This is a genomic window from Dyella sp. (assembly GCF_036568765.1).
Taxonomy (GTDB): Bacteria; Pseudomonadota; Gammaproteobacteria; order Xanthomonadales; family Rhodanobacteraceae; genus GSA-30.
This window is the reverse complement of sequence record NZ_DATCRY010000022.1, coordinates 1-21,398: the sequence shown is the minus strand read 5'-3', so window position 1 is coordinate 21,398 and position 21,398 is coordinate 1. Positions and strand designations below refer to the sequence as shown.

8 protein-coding genes and 1 pseudogene are annotated in these 21,398 nt (G+C 58.7%); 6 read left to right on the top strand and 3 right to left on the bottom strand.

The genetic code is table 11. From position 1 onward, the window contains the following. Window positions 1-77: 77 nt before the first annotated feature. Entirely contained in the window at window positions 78-2,033 is a 1,956-nt protein-coding gene (locus VIM98_RS01775) for a hypothetical protein (RefSeq protein WP_331991371.1), read from the bottom strand. A gap of 336 nt (window positions 2,034-2,369) precedes the next feature. Between VIM98_RS01775 and VIM98_RS01770 the strand changes: the two genes are divergently transcribed. Genes VIM98_RS01770 through VIM98_RS01755 form a run of 4 tightly spaced genes read left to right on the top strand, consistent with a single transcriptional unit; the run spans window position 2,370 to window position 14,041 of the window. After that, a complete protein-coding gene (locus tag VIM98_RS01770; protein WP_331991370.1) occupies window positions 2,370-4,556 on the top strand; it encodes a DUF6603 domain-containing protein in 2,187 nt (728 codons plus the stop codon). A 30-nt stretch (window positions 4,557-4,586) separates the two neighbouring features. Then, window positions 4,587-6,800 (top strand): hypothetical protein, encoded by a 2,214-nt coding sequence (locus VIM98_RS01765; protein WP_331991369.1) that lies wholly within the window; start codon window positions 4,587-4,589, stop codon window positions 6,798-6,800. Further along, the gene (locus VIM98_RS01760) at window positions 6,800-12,949 is read left to right on the top strand and encodes a hypothetical protein (protein ID WP_331991368.1); all 6,150 of its coding nucleotides are present in this window, start codon (window positions 6,800-6,802) and stop codon (window positions 12,947-12,949) included. Before VIM98_RS01765 ends, VIM98_RS01760 begins: the two co-directional genes overlap by 1 nt. A gap of 3 nt (window positions 12,950-12,952) precedes the next feature. Further along, window positions 12,953-14,041, top strand: a complete 1,089-nt coding sequence (locus VIM98_RS01755; protein ID WP_331991367.1) for a hypothetical protein — start codon at window positions 12,953-12,955, stop codon at window positions 14,039-14,041. A gap of 13 nt (window positions 14,042-14,054) precedes the next feature. On the opposite strand, the gene VIM98_RS01750 is transcribed toward VIM98_RS01755, so the two are convergent. Beyond that, on the bottom strand, window positions 14,055-16,229 hold the full coding sequence (locus VIM98_RS01750) for a TonB-dependent receptor (protein ID WP_331991366.1): 2,175 nt from the start codon (window positions 16,227-16,229) through the stop codon (window positions 14,055-14,057). 243 nt (window positions 16,230-16,472) lie between these two features. On the opposite strand from VIM98_RS01750, the gene VIM98_RS01745 reads away from it, so the two are divergent. After that, window positions 16,473-17,630, top strand: coding sequence for an isovaleryl-CoA dehydrogenase (locus tag VIM98_RS01745; RefSeq protein ID WP_331991365.1), 1,158 nt, complete (start codon window positions 16,473-16,475; stop codon window positions 17,628-17,630). 106 nt (window positions 17,631-17,736) lie between these two features. Here the strand turns inward: VIM98_RS01745 and VIM98_RS01740 are convergent, their stop codons facing one another. Then, on the bottom strand, window positions 17,737-20,541 hold the full coding sequence (locus tag VIM98_RS01740; RefSeq protein ID WP_331991364.1) for a S8 family serine peptidase: 2,805 nt from the start codon (window positions 20,539-20,541) through the stop codon (window positions 17,737-17,739). Between the two features lie 204 nt (window positions 20,542-20,745). Between VIM98_RS01740 and VIM98_RS01735 the strand changes: the two are divergent. Next, window positions 20,746-21,398: pseudogene (locus VIM98_RS01735) on the top strand (acetyl-CoA C-acetyltransferase); the annotation flags it as partial.

Here is a 21,398-nt window from a genome sequence, read left to right as displayed (position 1 = left end):
TCGCGGCTGAAGCCGCTCCTACATCGATAGGTGGTTTTTCGAGGCCCTTCGTGTCGAAGACATCCCCGCGAGATGAGCTACTGAAGGTGACGCTGTATCAAGATGGATTCGTTTTCCGCCTTGCTTAGGAGCCTGGCCACTGCGTGCATGCCGGAAGCCACGGCGCCATCGGCGTAGCTTGGATAAAAGGTGGTCCAGCCTATTTTCAACTGCGCCCCTACAATGTCGCTTACTACGGGGGCTGAGAAGGGTTGCGACGCCCAGAACAACCCGACATCCGTAACAGCCACATCGAGAGAGGGGGGAATCAGGCTGCCAACAAAGGGAAGCGCCGAAAGTGACGCCAGTTGACCCGTCGACAGGCGGAGCGCAAGGGCACGCCCCCCCATAAACCTTCCCGCAAACAGCATCACCGGGCCGAAATCAAGCATGACGGACGAGGATCTCATTGGGGTGTCGGTATAAAGAAACCAGACTTTTCTCGGGGTGATGGAAAGCGTCTCCAACTCCTTCGGAATCGGATTGGAACCGAGAAATGATGCGAGCAGATCGGATATGTTGATATTCGCAGTCGTAAGATCCGCCATCAGCAAGGCGGACATTCCTAGTGTCTCATGCTTGAATGTACCGCTGATGGTGATCGCGTCATCGCCTACCGGCAGTTTTATGGTCAGTTCCGAATCCACCTGATTGTTATCCGACTTGGCACTGATCGAAGCGATCGCTGTCATGCTCAACCCTAATGCATCGAAGCCGATGGCCGCGGAAAGCTTCCAGCTATAAGAAGTCAGCGATTTCTGCTGATAAGAAATCGCCAGACTATCGACTCTGAGTCCGTCAAAAATCGATGGGAGTCTCCACGTCCCTCCGGGACCTGCAAGGAAGGATGCGGCATCCGTCAGGGTGACATCGCCGACCTTACCGAAAGCATCGAGATAGTCCGGATCGTCCTCGTCTGTTCCTGACTCAAGCTCGACTGTTTTTCCCCCGATCGTGATGCGATCGCCGGGACGATACCCCTGTAGCGGACCGTTCGCTCGGCCCGGGGCATGTGCAAGAGGCATCAATGAAGGACGATATTGGACATTTTCCCCTCCCAACATCTGCCAACCGCCATCGTTGACCGGAAAGAGTATCCGTGGGTCGTCGATCACCAAGTAGGAAGGCCTCGGCGGGTTGGCAAGTTGCGGCATATCGCGATACTCGGCGGCTTGCACGCCCCATCGCCATACTTGTTGCTCATGAAAGCCGTTCATACGAAACCAATCCTCGTGCCGAACCTCTAGTCGTTCAGGCTGGATAACCGGATCGATCATCGTGTTGATGTAAGCCGCCAAACCTTGATCTTGTGCGCCCCCGCTGACAATTTGGGTCTGAATTTCGCCAAAGATCTCCCACAAATTATGGAAGTGCCCGGCCCCTTTTCGATTGATGATATGCGTGGCGTATTCTTCAAAGTCACTCACGAGATCGGCTCTTATCCATCTCGGATCACCCTGGGTGGGGCCGGTAGTCTCCCAGAGAGCATAATTTCGGTGGCCGTCGCCTTTCGGACCGAGAAAAATATTACGGGGGTTCCAGCACAAGAGTCGTGCAATAGTCATCATGTAAGGCGACCGGGGCACGCCCGGTGCTTCACTGTGCATATCCACGTTATTCAGCAGCCTATCGAGAGCCTGGGTGCCGTCGCGAATAATGGCGGCGTCGAACCAGGCCCATTGCAATCCCTCGATCGCGACAAATGCGACGTAATTTCTCATCGCGAGATTTAATCGGGGGAAATTGGCCCCGTTGATATTAGGCAAAATCAACGTGTTCCAGCAATGCTTAATAATGTGCCAAGAAATCATATGGTGTCTGGCGAGCTCCACCCGCTCGTTACCCGGCGTATATGCCTCCTCGAGATTCGACGCATTGCGATCCACAAGCGACCCTGTCGCTCCTGGCCGATTGACGAACTTGAAGTTATATACAGCCATGGCAAAACCCTCTTTTTCGCATCGCAGGAACACGCCGAATAAACGGATATCCATGAATGAGCGCAAATTGCGCCGAACAAAGGGCACTGACAGAGGCTTAAAAAAGCTCTCTATTCATATGGTTACATCAATATCCCGCCAAATACGAACGGTTACGCAAAATAAATCCGTGACGCTCACCGTTGCATTTGTATTACACCTACTTACGCCAATATCCATTCCAACAAGCACCTAAGCCTGGACCAAAATATGATTAACTTCAAGGATCAAAACAAGCAAAAAACCATTTTTTTAAATTACTAATAATTAACACATTGTTTACACTAAAATATGGAAATGCCGCGTATTAATTCCGACCCTATGCACTCATAGGACTTGAGGTCGCTGGACATGCGTACGGTGACTGATCCATCTGCAAATCTTCAGAATCCACCCGGCGACGGGAAGGATAAAAAAGAAATTGTTGTAGGCCCGATTCGGCTATCGGACTTTCGTATCGGTTATTCGACCGAAACCGGCAAATTCAGTATTCAGATCGATGGCGCATTTACAGCCGGGCCGCTCACCTTCTCTCTCGAAGGACTTGGGCTGGATTTTACTTTGGAAGAGTCGTTGCGGGTATCGCCGCGCCTGTCCGGGGCGGGGCTGGATATCAAACAGCCACCCGCCTTCGCGATTGCCGCCGGCCTGCTGTTTCTGCCGCCACCGCGCGATGGCTTCGCGGGCATGGCGAAGATCGAGCTGCAGAATCTTCTGTCCATTCGCGCGCTCGGCTCCTGGGAACGGCTACCCAATGGAACGCAATCGATTTTTGCCTATGCGGAACTGCGCAGCCCGGAAGGCCTGTTTGCCGTCCCTCCCGTGATATTCACCGGCCTGGCCCTTGGGCTTGGAGTGAACTCCTCGTTGCGGCATCCATCGGTCGACGAACTGGCCACCTTCCCGCTGATCGGCCAGACGTCTCCCACCGCTCCTTCGCTGCCCCCTCTTGAAGCGCTCAATCAATTGATGGGTTTGAATGGCAGCGTGGCATGGGTGACGGCTTCTGCGGGCCGCTATTGGGCCGCGGGAGGCATTTCGTTTACGGCATTCAAGTTTATCGAAACGGCCGCCGTCATCATTATCGAGGTGGCGCCTGCCGACCGAGCATGGAAAGCGCTGTTGGCAGGACGAACGGTGCTGGACCTTCCACGGCCCAATAGCGGCAGGACGACCATGGCGAAGGTGGCCATCGATTTTGCGATCGGCTACGACTCGTCGTTGGAACGCTTCAGCGTGGATGCACAAGTCTCACCGGGCTCCTATATCCTGGATCCGAAAGCGCGCTTGCTCGGCGGATTGGCCTTGCGCATCTGGGGCAAGGACACCGAGACGCAGCGACGCGGATTTGTGCTCACGCTCGGCGGTTATCACCCTGCATTCTCGCCACCGGACCATTTTCCGCGGCCTCCACGTCTTGGTTATCAATACCAATTAGGCCCGGTCAAGGTCTCGGGCACGGTCTATGCCGCCTTGACGGACAACCTGCTCATGGCCGGCGGGCTGCTCGACGCGCAGTTCGATTCCGGGGGAGACCTGAGACTGCAAGCGTGGCTGCAGGCCCAATTGAATGCGTTACTTCAATGGAAACCGTTTTATTACGACGTGCATGTCGGTGTTCGCGTAGGCGTATCGGCATCGGTAAAGATCTGGTTCGTCAAGGTCCGGGTCAGTCTTGAGGTTGGCGCCCAACTGAATCTCTACGGCCCGCCTTTGGGCGGCCGAGCGCAGGTGCACGTCTGGTTCGCCACATTTACCTTCCCCATCGGAAGCGGCAAACAGTCCATCCCTGCCATCCCCTGGGAAGATTTCGCCCAGCAGATCCCCTCTCCCTTGCAGCTGACCCTGCAGTTGGGAATGCTCGTCGATATTCACCCCACGGAAGAGGCGACCCTGCGTAACGCAGACGGCCCGACACCGGTCACGGCCGACACCTTCACGATCGCAGCCATAACGGCGATTCCTAACGGAACGGTGACTGTCAACGGCATACAACAAGGACAAGCGCTGGGAGCGGTTCCCATTCGCCCCATGAGGCGCTCGGCCATCACCACCGGGCTCGTTATCACAATCACCCGGGGAAACACGCCGATTTCTTTGACTGGGTGGCGGATCGCTACGGAGCGGCGTGGCGTGCCGAATGCTTTGTGGGGCGATCTCAACGGGGGCGGATTGAACGGCGCGCCCCAGCGAACCGATCGTTATACCTACGTCGAGATCCGCGCGCCCGAGCCCGTGATAGGTCCCAGCCTGGCCGAGATCTCAACGCAAACGCTTGGCGTCACGGACCTCGACACGGGATCCCTTCCTCGCCTTGGTCGCGCGGCAACGGGGCCTACGCCGCGAACGGATAACGGATCCCCGCAAAAGATCTTCACCGCGTTGGGCAACAACACCATACGGGCGAATCGAACGGCGCTGCACGACGTGCTTGCCGAAGCCGGTTTTGCGCTACCGAACGACAGCACGTTAGCTAAATATGCCTGGATGGCGCGATCGACATACGTCACAGCACCGATGTTGAGCACAGCCAACTGAACTGTCAAAGCTTACTTGGGATGCCGCACGATGAAAGGCGTTACCCAAAAAGACATCACGGCGTCGATTGCATTTGCAGACGATGCGATTCTTCACGTGCAACTCGTGGATTACGAAATACCAGGCATGGCGCCGGGCGACTATACCTTTCGAGCGGTGCAGACGCTGAATGTCGACGGAAATAGAACATTCGAGCAGCCTCCGCAGCACTACCGCATTCGCGCACCGCGTTTCTTTCTGGATAGCTCCACGATTCATGCGACCTATCCGGCACCCGGTAGCCAGTCAGACGTAAGCACGGCGCTTCCGCATATCACCGTAGCCCGTCCCATGCTTGCCTGGGAGCGGCATATCGACGGCAGCGAAGCAACCGTCGAAGCCCCGCCCATACCTTGGATGGCCGTACTTGTCTTCACGTTGGGGGAAATCATCGACGATCCGGAAGCACTGGGCCTGGTTTCCGAGCGTACCGTCGGCGACTTTCTGCGCGCCCCCGAACCCGGTGTACTCGTTCCCACACTGACGATCAGCGACGATAGCGAATACGACGGCTCATGCCACACTATCGATGTTCCTGCCGAGGTCATGCGCGCTATCGCTCCTACGCTCGACGATCTCCCGCTTCTGGCACATATCCGTCATGTACGGCATCCCGATCAACGCACCCAATCGGGCGACGTGTTCTCCGAAGGGGATTTCACCGTCATCGTGGCAAACCGCTTTCCCAGGACCACCGGGCCCTATGTTGCGCACCTGGTGTCTTTCGAGGGGTTTAGTGCCCTGATCGCGAGCGGCTTTCCGGTCAGTGGGACGCTCCGCTTATGCAGCCTGGCTCATTGGGCATTCACCTGCCAAACCTCCAGCCTCGACCCCGCAGCCATCCTGCAGAATCTTGTTGCGCCCGGCGGCGACGGTCTGGCGCTGCGCTCTCCGAAGCTCGCCCCTGGCAGCGGCAACCATGTCATTCACGCCAATGCGCGGCTGGAACGTGGCTACGTATCGGTTCCCTTTGTCACACTTTCCGGCGAGCAAACGTTCGCCTGGTATCGCGGCCCCTTTATTCCCTACACGGCGCGCCCACTGCCTGACGCCCTTGAGGGAACAACGCACTCCTCCAGCGATCACGCGCTCATTTTCAACGATACCGACTATGGAATGTTCGATATCAGTTATGCATCTGCCTGGATGCTTGGCCGCACCATGACCTTGATGGCCCCGGATACACGTCAGGCCCTGACGCGCACACGGCGGCGACTTCGCAATACCGCAGCCTATCTTCTTACCGCGGCGGAAAATAACCAGGCGTGGTCCGGCCTTTCCTTTTCTCCCGTCGCCGCCTTGGAGCGGATCGGCCGCAAGGTGGAGGAGGAGCGCATTCGTGCACTCCTACCCCCGTCGGGGCTCGACATCGCAGAACCATCTTCCGATCCCACTCCCGTTCCAGCGCCAGCCGAGCATGCCGCTTCGCCTGCTCAGACGCTTGGGAGCCCTCAAGCCCAGGCACAACTGCTACGCGCGGCCGAACCCTTTGCCGAGGAGATTGCAGCCTGGCTGGACCGGCTCAGCCATCTGTACGGGGTCGCTTTCAACATGCTCGTTCCCGACCCCGATGCCCTGCCGGAAGAGAGCCTGCGCTTTTTCCTGATCGACCCCGCCTGGATGAGCCGCTTCCTGGCTGGCGCCAAGGATACCGCTGCGGCCACCGAAACCGATGCCCTCGTGCAGCCGGCACTCGACGCCGCACTGGCTGCATCGATGGAGCCGCGGCCGCAAGCTGGCATGCTGATGCACAGCGAGCTCGTACCCGTTTGGCCGAACGCCGTCATTGTCGCTACCGACGCACAGGGCACCATACCGGAGCTGCGGCGCGCATTGCTCGCACCAAATATCTTGCTGGTGCTCTTCGCGCGCGCACCTGTCAACGTCGACATCGTCGAAAACAGCGAAGGCATCCATCACGGCACCCCATTGCAGGGATTTATCACGCTTCGCAACGCCCAGACCGGCGTCGGGCCCGGCGCTAGATTTCCTCCGACAGGAACGATCTTCGAACGTTACCTTCGCGCTGTCTCTCTAGGGAAAAAGGCCGATGTCCTGAAAGTCGGCGGCAGCGACGGCATCGCCAAAGCGCTTGCTGACGCGACGCAGTCACAAGGCCATTCCAAGGATCTCGCCCTGCAGCTCATCGTTTCCTCGATTCGCCAACGCATTACGGTCTCCACTACAACGCGAGGACGGAAGTGATGGCTTATATCATTCCCGTACGGCTTCGCGCCCTGGTCGTCAATCGCGTCGTGCGAAGCGCTGAAGTCTTCAACCGTTGGGTGCCGACATTCAATCCCATGCTCCAGCGCATGCACGATGGCGAACCGGTTCCCGAGCAATCCATGGAAGATCTCGCACCTTTCAACTACTTCGAAGGTGTGCACGTCCAATGGGAGCTGCCCGAAGCCCTGACGCAGGGATCGTTTTCTGCCGGCGAGGACAGCCAGTTTCCGTTGATTCCCAATCGCTGGCTGGTGGTCCGCTATGCGTCTCGTCCCGGCATCGCCGATCCGAATGCGACCGCCATGCGTGCCTGGGTGGTTCATAGCGACCATCTGCAAAGCGACGATCCTGCCAAGCCCGGAACCAGCCCGTTTATTACGCCGCCTTCCCGTGTGTCTACACCGCAGTTCGATCTGGTCGGACGTAGCCAGGACATCACCACGAATCCATGGACGGAGCCCACACACGGCAAGCCTCCCTTTCTCACCGCGATGGGCCCCGGCCTGCCTTCATTTGCTGCTTTCGAGCCTTACCATCGCAATGTGCTGTCTTTCCATGACACGCTCGCCGGGTTACCTACCAATTCCAACGGCATCGTCGAGAATCATCGTCTGAGCTACCTGGTCGTGGGCTGGTACCACGATGCAGCCATCGACATCGTCAATCAGGCAAAGACCATACCCGGCCTGCTGCCGCCCGACCTCCCTGCGAACCCGGCCATCGCCGATATCTTCGCTGCCCTGGGCTGGCATACCGAACGCCCCGACCAGGGAACGAGCGCCGATACGCTTTACTCCGGCAGGGCATTGGGTGTGGTGTGGGAGTATGCCGGAAGGGCACCGCCCTCTCGCCGTCCAAACCGGGAGCAGATAACAGTCTATGTCGGCAACAACACGGACGATATCCTGCAGCAAGGCGTGGATGCCGATCTGGCCGATCTCTTCCTCGGCATGCTGGAAAACTCCGACACCCCCGGTAGTGGCTCCGACAGCGCTCGCACGAGCTTCAACACCGGATTTCTACCATCCCATGGTGGATACCGATGGTTCATCGATGTACGCACCGATGACAATGACGAGGATACGCCACCGCCGGTCAATCCTGTCTGGCTGACCACGCTCAACCAGGATCAGGCTGCCTACGACGCGCAGCGCCATCGCACCCAACTGCTCCGCGAGCGCGTGGATACCTTCAAGTATCTGCGTGCGTTGCCCGTCGATCGTCGACCCGACGGATATGGGACGGCCTTCGATCCCCGGCTGAATGAACAGCTCGATGTCAACCGTTCCGGTAGCGCCGCCAATCAGCTGCGCGCTGCCGAGATCGAAGAGCAACGATTGAAGGACCTGGTGCCTACGGGCGAAGGCGAGGACCTCGAAGCGTTGGCGCGGGAATATGCCATAAAACAAGGATTGGACACGGATCGATACCTTCTGCATCGCCAGCCAGACGACGAATACTACGCCGCCGATGATCCGGTTATCGCGATTGGTGGCTCGGGCTACGACCCTGCCGAAGGGCCGCGAGACGAGAACCTATCGCTTCCGTTGCGCAGCCACGACGCACTCGTCACGGGACTTCGAGTGGGCTCGACGTGGATCGCCACGCGCGAGGGTTACCCTCGCCCCAACGTTTCCGGTTTGAAATTTTCCGCACCGGTCATCGAACTGATCAAGGAATTCGATTTAATGCACCGGGTTTCCAATACCCCTGGTGCGATTGAAACCATTGCCCAAGGCGCGATTCCTTCCGATTGGGCACGTGGCCCTCTACCCGAGTATTTCGGTGCATGGCAACAGCCATGGACACCCATGTTCGTTTCATGGCGACTTCATTATTTTGCAACACCCTATCAGAGCGGTACGACACTGCATTGGAGCCACCAGATCGCCAATCGCACCATGCGACTGCAGTGGAACGGTACGGGCGCGGAACCCGGCGACGGCGAAGGCGGGCTCGATCAACACACCTTCCGGGGACGGGGTTATATCAATCCGACCTTCAGCCTGGTCGCCCGAGCCCAGCTTCGCCGTTACCGGAGCACCTACGGCCTCGAAGGCGACCGCGGTCTCGATAACGTAGACATTGCCCTGAGGGAAACCGATTTCCTTTCCCAGCGCCTGAGTGGATTCAACGATTGGCTGCTTCAGCGTTCGGGCGCTGCGATGCCCGATACCCTCATCGATACCGACTTTTCACCGGATCCGATACGCACGACCGCGCAGAGCCGGTTTCGCGTGGTTCGCGCCGGGCAGATCACATTCGTCAGCTTGCGCATCGTCGACCGGTTCGGTCGTTCGGCTGTCATCGTCAGCCCCCTCCAGCGTGGCCCGTTGCATTTCTTCCCCGAACGCGCTCCGGATGTTGTCCCCAACCGGCCTCTCTATCCGGATGCCACCGATCTTCATCGATTCATCCAGCTATCGCCGCGTATCCTCTGCGACGCACGCGTGGAATTTTCTACGCGAAACACGACCAGATCTCTTGACGGCATTATCGGCTGGTTGCTGGTCAATCGACTCGACCGTTCCATCGCGGTCTATACAGCGACCGGACAGCCGCTGGGCGCGCTCCGCGCCACCTTTGAAAACCTGATCGCCCTTATCCCGCTCCCACATACACCTTATCGATACACCGACGCCGACTTCGCGACCCGCTTTCCCGATCTGCGGAATTTTCTCAATGCACTGATCGGCAGTTCCGCGACACGCCTGACGCGCCTGACCGAGCTCTTCGAACAAGCGGAACAGCATATGGTCGACGGTACGGAAACCGACGACAGTGCCCCGGTCAATTTGATTGGCAGACCCTACGCGCTTGTCACCGCTTCCGCGGCGTTGAAGCTGCGACAGCCAGCGCCCCGCAACCCCAGTTGGGAAACCGTGCTCGAGCCGCCGGAGCCGGATCTCACCAGAGATCCGCATACCTATCGTGCATGGCTCGGCCGCGTGGGCGACGAGCTTTCCGACGGGCTCGTCGGTTACTTCACGAGTACCTCGGCCACCAACCAGACGGTCAACTACGCACGCCTGTTCGCCGCCGCGTTTCCACAGATACCTACGGTCGACTATATCCAGCCGCCGAGCACCGACACGATCACTCGTCTTGCAGCGACCACCGGTGACGCTGCGCGACATCTCACGCTGCTGGTCAATCCGCACTTGGTCGCGCGAGCGCACACCGGAGTACTGCCTACCGCCGAACTGACGCTCAACACCAATGCCGTGTCCTATGCGCTATTTCATATCCAGGCGGCATTCCTGGCCACGCCGCTACTGACCACCATGGCCGTATCGACGGACGATCCCCCGGAGATCACCGTAACCAGCACGTACCCCGGCACCGATGACGACCCGGTTGGCAACCTTATCGACGGTAACCCGAATACGTCTTATGTCAGCCGAGATCTCATCACGGCACCGGCCGTCATAACCCTCGCACCGCTCATTGCCAGCACACTCCATAACGTACATATCGCGTGGGATACGCGCTTTGCGGCGGACGACATTCGCATTACGGTAAGGCATATCGATGTCACTGGAAAAGTCACGCCGCTTCTTAGCGACTATACGCCTGGGCCCGAGCCTCGTAGCATCCTTGGCGGTATCGACCTTGCCCCCCTTCGCGAACTGACCCTGACCGTCAGCGGGCAAAACAGACGTATTGCATTGACCGGCGTCGAGCTCCTGACGGAGGCCCTGGCAGCACGAAATCAACTTCTCACGTACCCGCCAGACGCGCGTCATGGCAGCTACGAATGGGCCGCGCCGAATGAAAGTACAGGCGAACACCCTCACTGGACACGCCAACCGCTTGCGCCTGCGGACATCACGCCTCATCCCGATCAGATCATGCCAACCGCCTATAGCGGTTATCTGCTTCTCACGCCACCCTATGCAAGGCTAACCGGCGAACTTATCGCCACGTCCGCATGGGTACATCGAAACCAGAACCCTGACAGTGTGCGCTACCACTATCGTGGATTCGGTACACCGGGTGCAGTCATTCAAGTGCTTCATAAAGACGGCTTATGGAAAACACCAGGAGAGCCGACTTCGCAAACCCTTGTTGAATCGGATGGGTCCTTCGAGGCGCTCAATACCGCCTACGGATCGGGAGCGGCGATCGCAGAGATACGCCAGCGCCGGGAAGGCATTGCCAGCGCAGTCGCCAGCATTCGCTACACGCTGGAGGTCGAGCTCAGACTTACGGAAGCGGCGCGGCGCTCATACAGCAATGAGTGGCATAGGTACTCTTATGCCGGTACCGGCACGCGCGGCGCAGATATTGAGGCGCTGACCACAGCGGGCACATGGAAAACACTCGGTCGCGTCAATGCAAACGGAGAGTTCGCCCTAACCGAGGCAAATATTCCTTGGAATGACCGCGACTTTTCAACAGCGACGCTTCGACAGCGTATCGATGCCGTGATTTCAACATCGGTATCGATGCCTTATACCGTTGAAGAAGCGTTTTCTTTGCAATCGGCGCTTGTGCATAACGAATCCAACACACGTCGCTTTCACTACACGGGTTTCGGCACACCTTTCGCCATCATCGAAGTCCTCCATAGCAACAATGAATGGATCACACCCGATGCGCCTGGAAAACAGACCCTGGTCAACGAAGACGGAAGCTTTGAAGCCAAAGAATCCCCCTATGGCGCATCCACTCGAGCCGACGCACGCGTTCGCCAGGCCGTTGATGGCGTCGCCAGCGATCCCATCACCCGACTCTATGAGTTTGAAACCGCGCTCCACTTAAGCGAGGCGGCACGTCAGCCTTCGCCCGCGGAAAATCAGCAGTGGTACCTCTATAGAGGCACGGGAACACGTGGCGCTGTCATCGAAGTCCTGATGACGACGGGCGCCTGGAAAAACGTGGGATCCATCGATTCCTCTGGCAAATTCAACCTCACCGAGAGCAATGTTCCGACACAAGAACGGGACCTCGACACTGCCACCATCCGCCAAAGAATCAATGCCATTATTTCATTGCCCGTATCCAAAGAATACGACATAAGGCCAGAATTATCCGTCTCGCTCGCCGCAACATATACACTGGACGACACTGCCTTATTCATCTACAACTTGAAGGGTCGCCCCAACGCATTCATTCAAGTCGACCGCAACGAAAATCTTCTCGGTCAACTCGATTCCAATGGATGGCTCACTATCAACAACACAACCGTTGGCAATCTGACACCAACGGTGAGATTCATGCAACTCGATGGCCAGGAGCCCCAAGTCTGGGTGAGTGCCAATTACACGCTGAGAGATCCCTTATCTATCTCAAGAGCAACCCGATCCGCAGATGGAACCTCGTTCGAATATGAGGGTTTCGGCACTCCAGGCGCCGAGCTATCGGTGCAGATCAGCCACGGTAACTTTGGAACCGTCGGCGTCATCGGCTCATCCGGGCGCTTCAGCTTCACCAGCAACATAGGCTCGAGCGATGCCATGGCGGTCGCGTACCAATCCATCAGGAACATCCACAGTCCTTATATCGAGTGTCCGTACTCCGATCCGATCGACCTTCAGCCGCCCAGAATCCTCACCGCCGACATGTTCATGCAAGGTGCGCAGGTGCGCTACCGCTATCGTGGAACCGGCACACCGTATGCGCATATTCAAATCAGGCTAGGTAGCGGTCAATGGTCTTCACTTCAATCGAGTGGGCCGACCTTGGTTGATCAAAGCGGCGAATTCCGTGTGGACAATACGGAAATTCACGTCACAGGCGGAATTGCCGAGATGCGACAGGTAATGGATGGAATGGAAAGTGATCCGGCACGACTGCAATACACGACGCAGGGAATTTCCATTCTCTCGGCGCAGACCGCTCCCGGCAGGACACCGGGCACCTTGATCTATACGCAATTTGGATTCACCCCCGGCCTGGAAGTCGAGCTCAAGGGACATCGCGAATGGCGAAGAATGTCATTTCAGGGAACCAACTGGGGGGTAGGCGATTTCGAAAGTACGCCCAGCGAGTTCGATCCCGCCACCGCAACCATACGAGGAATTGTTGCCAGTGGCCTCTACACCCCTGAACTGACAGTACCGCGAATAACTCGCACTGGTGACACCCCCCCTTCCAAGCCACACGAAGACCCAGAGGAATAGGCCATGGCGACTTACTTTTCGAGAGGCGAGAACTTGGATAGCGACGACATGCCCCCTAGTGGCATCGAAACGATCGTTGTAACGGATCCAGATCAATTCGTAGTCTCCTCCCGCACGGAGACGGCGCGCGGCACACTCGTTTTCTCGCTCAGCAGGCACCATGAACAAACCCAGAATGTGTTCTTTCACAAACTGGTGATCGCCATACCTACCGGCATCGGCGCCACCGATCTCACCGCAACCCCCGTTGCATTGAACACGCTCGCAGGTGAATCGACCGGCCGAGCCATGAATGTCGTCGCCGACCTGCAAAATCGCGATCGTGCCATCTTTACCGTTACCGCGGCAGACGGCAATCCCATTCAATTGAATCCGGCGCCCAATAAAAACGTCATCTCCATTACGTTCGCGTTGATTGAGATCAACACCGAGCCCGGACGCGTCAACATTGATTACGATCCATGGACCTCCGTCAACGGAGCTGGCCAAGGTACTCAGCACAACGAAGTCATTACCGTCTTTAAAACGAACAGCGCCTTTTTCCTAAGAAATCTCCGCCCTGAAAGAATGATGATCCAGTCTGGTGACAACGCCAGAGTATTCTGGGAATCCTCAGCTATCGGAACAAGACTATTCCTCCAGCGCGACACCGAACCTGAATTTGAGGTATACGGCGCCGCCGCGACCCTCAATAACGTTTATTTCCACACCGCCGTCCGACTGCGTGCCGAGACAACTTTCGCAGGCGAGCCCATCGAGCACTATCAGACAACCGTCATCTTGGTGAATCAAATTTTCGATATAAAGTCCAGACTGAGCCCCGACGTAGAATTCGTTGCTATGAGAAATTCGTTCTTTTATGCCAGCATAGTGGAGGGCACTGTTACTTTGAGAACAGTCTCGTTTAACCCACCTGAGACAACGGTGCTTCCACTTGGCGTCCACTTCCTCCCCCTCAGAGAAAATGAAAGATACATTTTTAGCGGACTCGTCAACATTTATAATATATATCAAATATGGTCTACGGAAGCATTGAATAGACACAGGCAGCCCGAGTCATCATTACCTACAAAGCCGGTTGACAATGACTAACCTGGAAGCGGCGTTACTTCAACGCCACTTCCACACTTGCACGCAACACACGAGGCGCGCCCTGGTTCATGATGCTCTCCCAACCGACCAGCCAGTACTTCTCATTGGTCAGGTTGTCGAGGTTCAAGCGGAACGTCACCGGGTAAGCCCCAATACGCGTCGTATACCGCGTGCCGACATCGAAGGTGTGGTAGGCCGGCGCGATATTGCTGTTGTTCGATTCGAGTGCGCGACTGCCTACGTAGCGGCCGCCGGCTGTCAGCACCCAGCCCTGCATGGTGGGCACGGCATATTCCACGTAGGCACTCGCGGAGAAACGCGGCGCGCCGTAGGCACGCTTGCCTTCGATACTCGGATCGGCGCGCTCGTTGGTTGCATCCAGCCATAGGGCACTGCCTAGCAAGGTCCATTGCGAACCCAACTTGGTCTGGCCCGACAACTCGAAGCCATCGAAGCGCACTTGACCGTCCTGGGTCAGGAAGCGCTGGTTATCGCGCACCACGGCGTACGCCAGACCGCGCTCGATACGAAATGCCGCAGCGCTCAGGCTCCATGTGTCCTGCGCGAACTTGGCACCAAACTCGTATTGCTTGCTGGTCATCGGCGCGAAGGTCTGGCCTTCGTTGGCGTAGCCCTGCCCCGCCGGCACACTGGTGCCTTCCTCCAACGATTTGACAAAGCTGGTGTAGATCGTCACCCAGTTGGCCGGCTTGTACATCAGCGCGACCGTCGGTGTGACCGGGTTGCGCTTATAGAGCGCATTGCGTGCACCATCGCTGAAATAGTTGTAACCGCTTTGCGTGTAATCGATGGCACGCAAGCCCAGCAAGGCCTGCCACTGCTCGTTGAAGCTCAGCGTATCGCTGGCGAAGACCGCGCCCTGCGTTTCGGTAGAAGCCGTACGCACATGACGGATCAACGGAATCGGCGACTGCGGGAAATTACTGGGATTATTCAAGTTACCGAAGCCGAGATCGGCCTCGTCGAAGATGTTGTCGCCATAACGCTGCACATTCTTCTGCCAGGTGGCGCCGACCACGATATCGTGCTTGAGCCAACCGGTCTGGAAACGGCCGTTGAGCATCGCCTGCACGCTGCGATAGGAGTAATCGGTGTAGCCCAGGTATTGGTGCTCCTGGTACAGGCCGTCGTTGTCGAGCAGGAAGATTGCGCTGTCGCGATTGCTACGGCCTTGCAGCGAAGCCGCGACATCCGCGCTGAAGGTCCAATCCGGTGCGATGTTCCAGGTGACCCCGGTCATCGCCATGCGCATGCTGGTGCCATAGCCGGTGTCGCTCGACGACACGCGTTGGCTTCCCTTCAACGCGGGTGGAATATCGACGAAAGACGGTCCATGGGGCAGGCACACGCCGAAATCCTGGCAGGGAATAATGCCGTACATCGCGCCGCGTATATGACGATCCTGGTACAGACTGTCGAAATGCCAGGTGAGATTATCGGCAATGCGCCAATCGAGCCCCAGCGATACCGAACGGCGGCGGATGTAGCCGCTATCGACGTAGGTACCGCCCTGCTCGTTCACCGCGTCGATACGATAGCCAAATTGCTTGTTCGTACCGAAGCGTCCACCGAGATCGGCTTCTTCGGTCAGGGTCGAGCGCGAGGTGTAACCGACGCGTACGGTCGCCATCGGTTGCTCGGTGGGCTTCTTGGTCACGAAGTTGAGCATGCCGCCCGGCTGAGAAAAGCCATACATGAATCCGGACAGGCCTTTGAGCAATTCGATCTGCTGGAAATGCTCGACCGGGAAATCCGTTGCCCATGCCGGCATCGACATGCCATTGATGCGATAGCCATTCAGTTCGTCGATCTGCAAGCCGCGTACGGAAAACGCGGAGTTCTCGCCCGCATAGCCGTTGCTGAATGGCGAGGTGCTGGCGTCGCCCTTGAAGACATCGTTGATATTGTTGGCTTGGCGATTCTTGATCAGCTCGTCGGTCACTACGTCGATCGAAAACGGCGTATCCAGTAGCGCGCGGTTCCCCAATGCGCCGGCGCTGGCATTGTCCGTGCGATAGGCGTCGATCGCATTGGCATCCACTTGTATGCCTTCCAGCGAGGTGGCGTTGCGCTGCTGGGGTGCCTCTGCGGCATCGTCAGCGTGCGCGACTGCACTACCGAGCGCGCATGCCAGCGCCACGGGCAAAAGCTTCAGGGAAAACGCCACGGATTTCCGCGACGCGGAAAGAGACAGGATGTTCAAGATAGTGACCCGCTGGTGTGGAAGATCGGCGTCTACCCACAACCGGGTACGTCCAGACCTCATTCTAATCGAGAGTGATTCTTATTTGCAACGATTTAACGAGCGGGTACCGGCGTATCTGGTGCACTGCGCCAAGGCCATACTGGCCGTGCCAGCTATCATTCTGAAGTTTGCGCGCCAAGGCGTCAGATCAGGAGAAGTTGCACCATGCGTCCGTTTCCACTCGGAGAAGATATCGACCTGCTGCGCGAGAGCGTGCATGCCTTTGCCGAAAAAGAAATCGCGCCACGCGCCGATCACATCGACCGCAACAATCTCTTCCCTGCGGATCTGTGGAGGAAATTCGGAGAAATGGGCCTGCTCGGCATGACCATCCCGGAGGAGTACGGCGGCACGGGCATGGGGTTCCTCGCGCACATGGTGGCTATGGAAGAAATCTCCCGCGCTTCGGGTTCGGTGGGTCTTTCTTACGGTGCGCACTCGAATCTGGCTGTGCAGAATATCTTTCATAACGGCAACGAAGCACAACGGCGCAAGTACATCCCCAAGCTCTGCACGGGCGAATATGTCGGTGCGCTGGCGATGAGCGAACCGGGCGCCGGTTCCGATGTCGTCGGCTCGATGAGTTGCAAGGCCGAGCAGAAAGGCGATGTCTGGGTCGCCAACGGCTCGAAGATGTGGATCACCAACGGCCCCGACGCCGATGTACTACTGGTGTATATGCGCACCGCGCCGCGCGTCGCCGGCAGTCGCTGCATGACTGCGTTCATTGTCGAAAAAGGCATGAAGGGCTTCAGCACCGCGCAGAAACTCGACAAGCTGGGCATGCGCGGTTCCAACACCTGCGAACTGGTGTTCGAGGATTGCGAGATTCCGGCGGAGAACATCGTCGGTGAAGTGAACGAAGGCGTGCGCGTGCTGATGAGCGGCCTGGATACCGAGCGCCTGGTGCTATCGGGCGGCCCGCTAGGCTTGATGCAGTCTGCGATGGACCTGGTGCTGCCTTATGTTCGCGAGCGCAAGCAGTTCAACGCGCCCATCGGCACGTTCGGCGTGATGCAGGCCAAGGTGGCCGATATGTATACCGCGTTGCAGTCGTCGCGCGGCTTTGCGTACATGGTGGCACAGCAGTTCGACGCCGGCCTGAAATCGCGCATCGATCCGGCTGCCTGTTTGCTCAATGCTTCGCAGAATGCGGTAAAGGTGACGCTGGAGGCCATCCAGGCGCTGGGTGGCAACGGCTATATCAACGAGTTCCCGGCCGGGCGATTGCTGCGCGACGCCAAACTGTATGAGATCGGCGCCGGCACGAATGAGATTCGCCGGATGTTGATCGGACGCGAGTTGTTTCACGGTAAAGCGTGAGGAGTTAGGAGTGAAGCACAGCGGACGCTGGAGGGACCGTGGCAAGTGTCTGCCCCTCCCCAACCCTCCCCTGTGAACAGGGGAGGGAGCATGTAGCCTTAGCTCATCAGAATTCCCAGCGATACGACAGCGTACCGGTCCGCCCCAGCTGGTTCTGATCGAAATGCTGGTCGTAACCGGCGACCAGGCTGGCGTGCCTGGAGAAGTTCCAGTTCAGCGTCATGCCGGCTACGCCGCCATAGCGCGATACGCCGATGCCGCCGACCGGCGACCACTGATCGAGTGCGGCGAAGCTGGCGTCGAAAACATCGCCTTGCATGCCGAAGGCTTGTTGCCACAGCAGGCGGAACTGCAAACCCAGATCGCCAGCACGACCCAGCGACCATTGCTGCGAAGCACGTAGACCGACACCAGCCTGCCAACGCTGCAACGTTTGCCCGCCGGATTTCAGGCCAAAACCATAACCGCCCAGTTCGTTGATCGCGCTACGCTCGATCTGCGCGTATTGCAGGTTCACATACGGCGTCAGCGTCGCACCGCCCAGACGGAAGCGGTATCCACTTTCGCCGTATGCCACTTCATAGCGGCCGAGTGAATCGCTGGCGACCGGCGCGCTGGTTACCCCGAGCAGCAGGTTGCGGCGCATGTCTTCGCGATAGTTGCCCACGCCGAAACGGCCCATGGCATACCAATCGCTCTTGATCACACCGCCGTACAACATGCCTTCGACAGCACGACTGCTACCTTGGTCGGCCGTTTCGGCAAGGCGCCCCAGGCCTTGCGCCTGACTGACCGCGAAACCGGCGACGCCGTTATAGCCAAGCTTGAAATCCTGACCGATCAACCAGCCATTCAAGTCATAGCCGACGTTACTGAAACCGCTGCGGCTCATGTTGCCGTGATAACCCAGCGATTGCGCCCAGCCGCCACCGGCCGGCTGATCGAGCAGTTTGTCGAAACGATCCGAGAGCGCCTGCGTGCCGGCATCGATCGCTTCGAATGTCATCGCCGCGCTGGCGGCGTGCAATTGACCGGAAAGCGACTGCAGGGATTGTTGCAACGCGCGGGTATCGGGCGTCTGCTGCAACGCCGCCGCACCGGCAACGAAGCCGGGGCTGACCGACGACGCGCCGCCGGACACCTGATTGTTGATCTGGCCGAATGCCGCATCGACGCGCTGCGCCGCGCCGAACGAAGCCGGCGTGTAACTCATGCCCTGCACTTGCGTCACCTGGATCTGCTGCACATCGAGCCAGACGCTGGTCGCGTCGTAGTTCAACGTTGCCGTGTACAGCACACCAGGGCCGGCGCTGTGCGTCGCGAATGTACCAATAAGCTGGTTGGACGCGAGGACTTCGGTATGTGCGTTCTTGGCGTAGCCGTTATTCTGGCCAGTCACCTGAAGATCGCCGTTGATCGTAGCGGTGCCCTGTACGATCAACTCGGAACCCAACGGCAATGCCAGCCTGCCGGTGTTCGACTGCGTGTAGTTGCCGGCGATCGTGGTGTTGACCGCACCCAGCGCCAACGTACCGCTATTGCTGACCGCACCCGTCACCGATTGCGCGCTGAACTGCGCGCCTGCCGCAATGGCGACGCCCGAGGCCAGCGAAACGGCATTGAGCGTGCCCGCATTGACCGTCGTACCGCCCATGTACGTGGAGGGCTGGGTCAGATTGAGCGTGCCGCTACCGTCCTTGGTCAGGCCATAGGCGCCGGAGATGGCGTTGTTCCAGTTCGACGTACCGCTGAAATTGACTTCGACGGGCGTCCAGTCGAATTTCGCCGGTCCATTGACGGCAGCGCCAACATCGAGCAGACCATAACCGAACACGGGATCCGGTCCGGGGGCACCCAGATCCTTGGCCGTGCCGAGCAAGGTCTGCTGTACCAAGCTATTGCTGAAATACGGATACGCTTGCCACACCAGCGCCGCTGCGCCGGATACCTGCGGTGCGGCGAAGGAAGTGCCCTCGACAATCCAATAGCTTTCGCTCGAAGGCGTATCGTCCTTGCCGCTGACGATCACATTGCCCGGCGCCGCCAGGCAATAATTTTGCGCAATACCGCATGCGTTCGAATAACTGGCCAGTTGCGTCGGATTGAGGCTGTCCAGGGCAACCGCGACCAACCAGCCTTTTTGCAGATCAGGCGCACGGTTTGGCAACGCCGCGACATCGCTGGGGTTGGGGTTGGAGTCATTGCCTGCAGCGAAGACCACCAGGCCGCCGTACTGGTTGATATATTTGCTGTAGGCGACATCGAACGCCTGGGTGGTCGCGGTATCGCTGGCATCCCAGTACAAGCCGCCCCAGGAATTGTTCATCACTTTGACGCCCGCGTTCATCAGGTCGTCGTTGACCGAGCCGAAGAACTGCGCGTCGGCCGCGCTCACGCGATTGCCCATGCCCGAGCCATCGTCCGTCGGCTCCTTGTCGTTGATGATGCGCGCGGACACCAGATCGGCACCCGGCGCGATACCGCCGACGAACTGACCGAACGGCTTGCCGGCCGCCACCTCGGAGACCCAGGTACCGTGACCGACGACATCGTCGATGCTGGTGTTGTTCTGCGACGGATCGACGTAGATCAGCTCTTGCGTGACTCGCCCCTGCAGTGCGGGGTGGTTCCTCATGATGCCGCTGTCGACCACGCCGATGGTGACGCCCGTGCCGTCATAGCCGGCATTGTGCGCAGCGTAGGTATCGGTGAGCGCCAGTTGTGCATCGATGGGCGGTTGCGGCGGCGGCGGACCGGCCGGCGGCGGTGCCGGGGGCGGCGCGGCCGGGGGAGGCGAGACAGGACGCGTATTACCGTTACCGCCGCCCCCGCCGCAGGCACTCAAGGTCAACGCCATAGCAATCAATACAGCCGCCTGACGGCGGCCTTGTCCGTGCAATCGCGCGCTCATTTTGTCCCTTCCCCGACCCCTCATCAGGGTCCTGCATGATGGAAGGCGGCGCCCCCGCGCCACCTGTATCCATAGTGACACAATCGGATCGCAACTCCTTGTGGGGAAAGTCTTAAATGCGTCTCAGGGCAGTCGGTTTGCCCGATTTATGCTGCGACTGCGATAATTCTCACATTCTTCCCCGCGGTACTTGTGGAGTACTCCATGTCGGACGTTGTCATTGTCGGTGCCAAGCGCACCGCTATCGGTTCATTCCTTGGCCAGTTCACCGGCGTTCCCACCCCGACGCTCGGCGCCACTGCCATCGGCGCGGCCCTGGAACAATCGGGCGTGACTGCCAAGGACGTCAGCGAAGTCATCATGGGCTGCGTGCTGCCGGCCAACCTCGGCCAGGCCCCGGCCCGCCAGGCGTCGCTCGAAGCCGGCCTGCCGGTCGGCACCGGCTGCACCACGATCAACAAGGTGTGCGGTTCCGGCATGAAGGCGATGATGCTCGGCCACGACCTGATCAAGGCCGGCTCGGCGAGCATCGTGGTCGCGGGCGGCATGGAATCGATGACCAATGCGCCGCACATGGTGGCCGCGCGCAGCGGCATCCGCTACGGCGACGGCCAGCTTGTCGACCACATGGCGTGGGACGGCCTGACCAATCCGTACGACGGCAAGGCCATGGGCGTGTTCGGCGAGCTGTGCGCCGACAAGTATCGCTTCTCCCGCGAGGAGCAGGACGCTTTCGCGATCGCGTCGGTCGAGCGCGCGCAGGCCGCGCAGAAGAGCGGCGCCTTCGCGAACGAGATCGTCCCGGTCACCGTGCAGGGCCGCAAGGGTGCACAGGACTTCGTCGAGGACGAACAGCC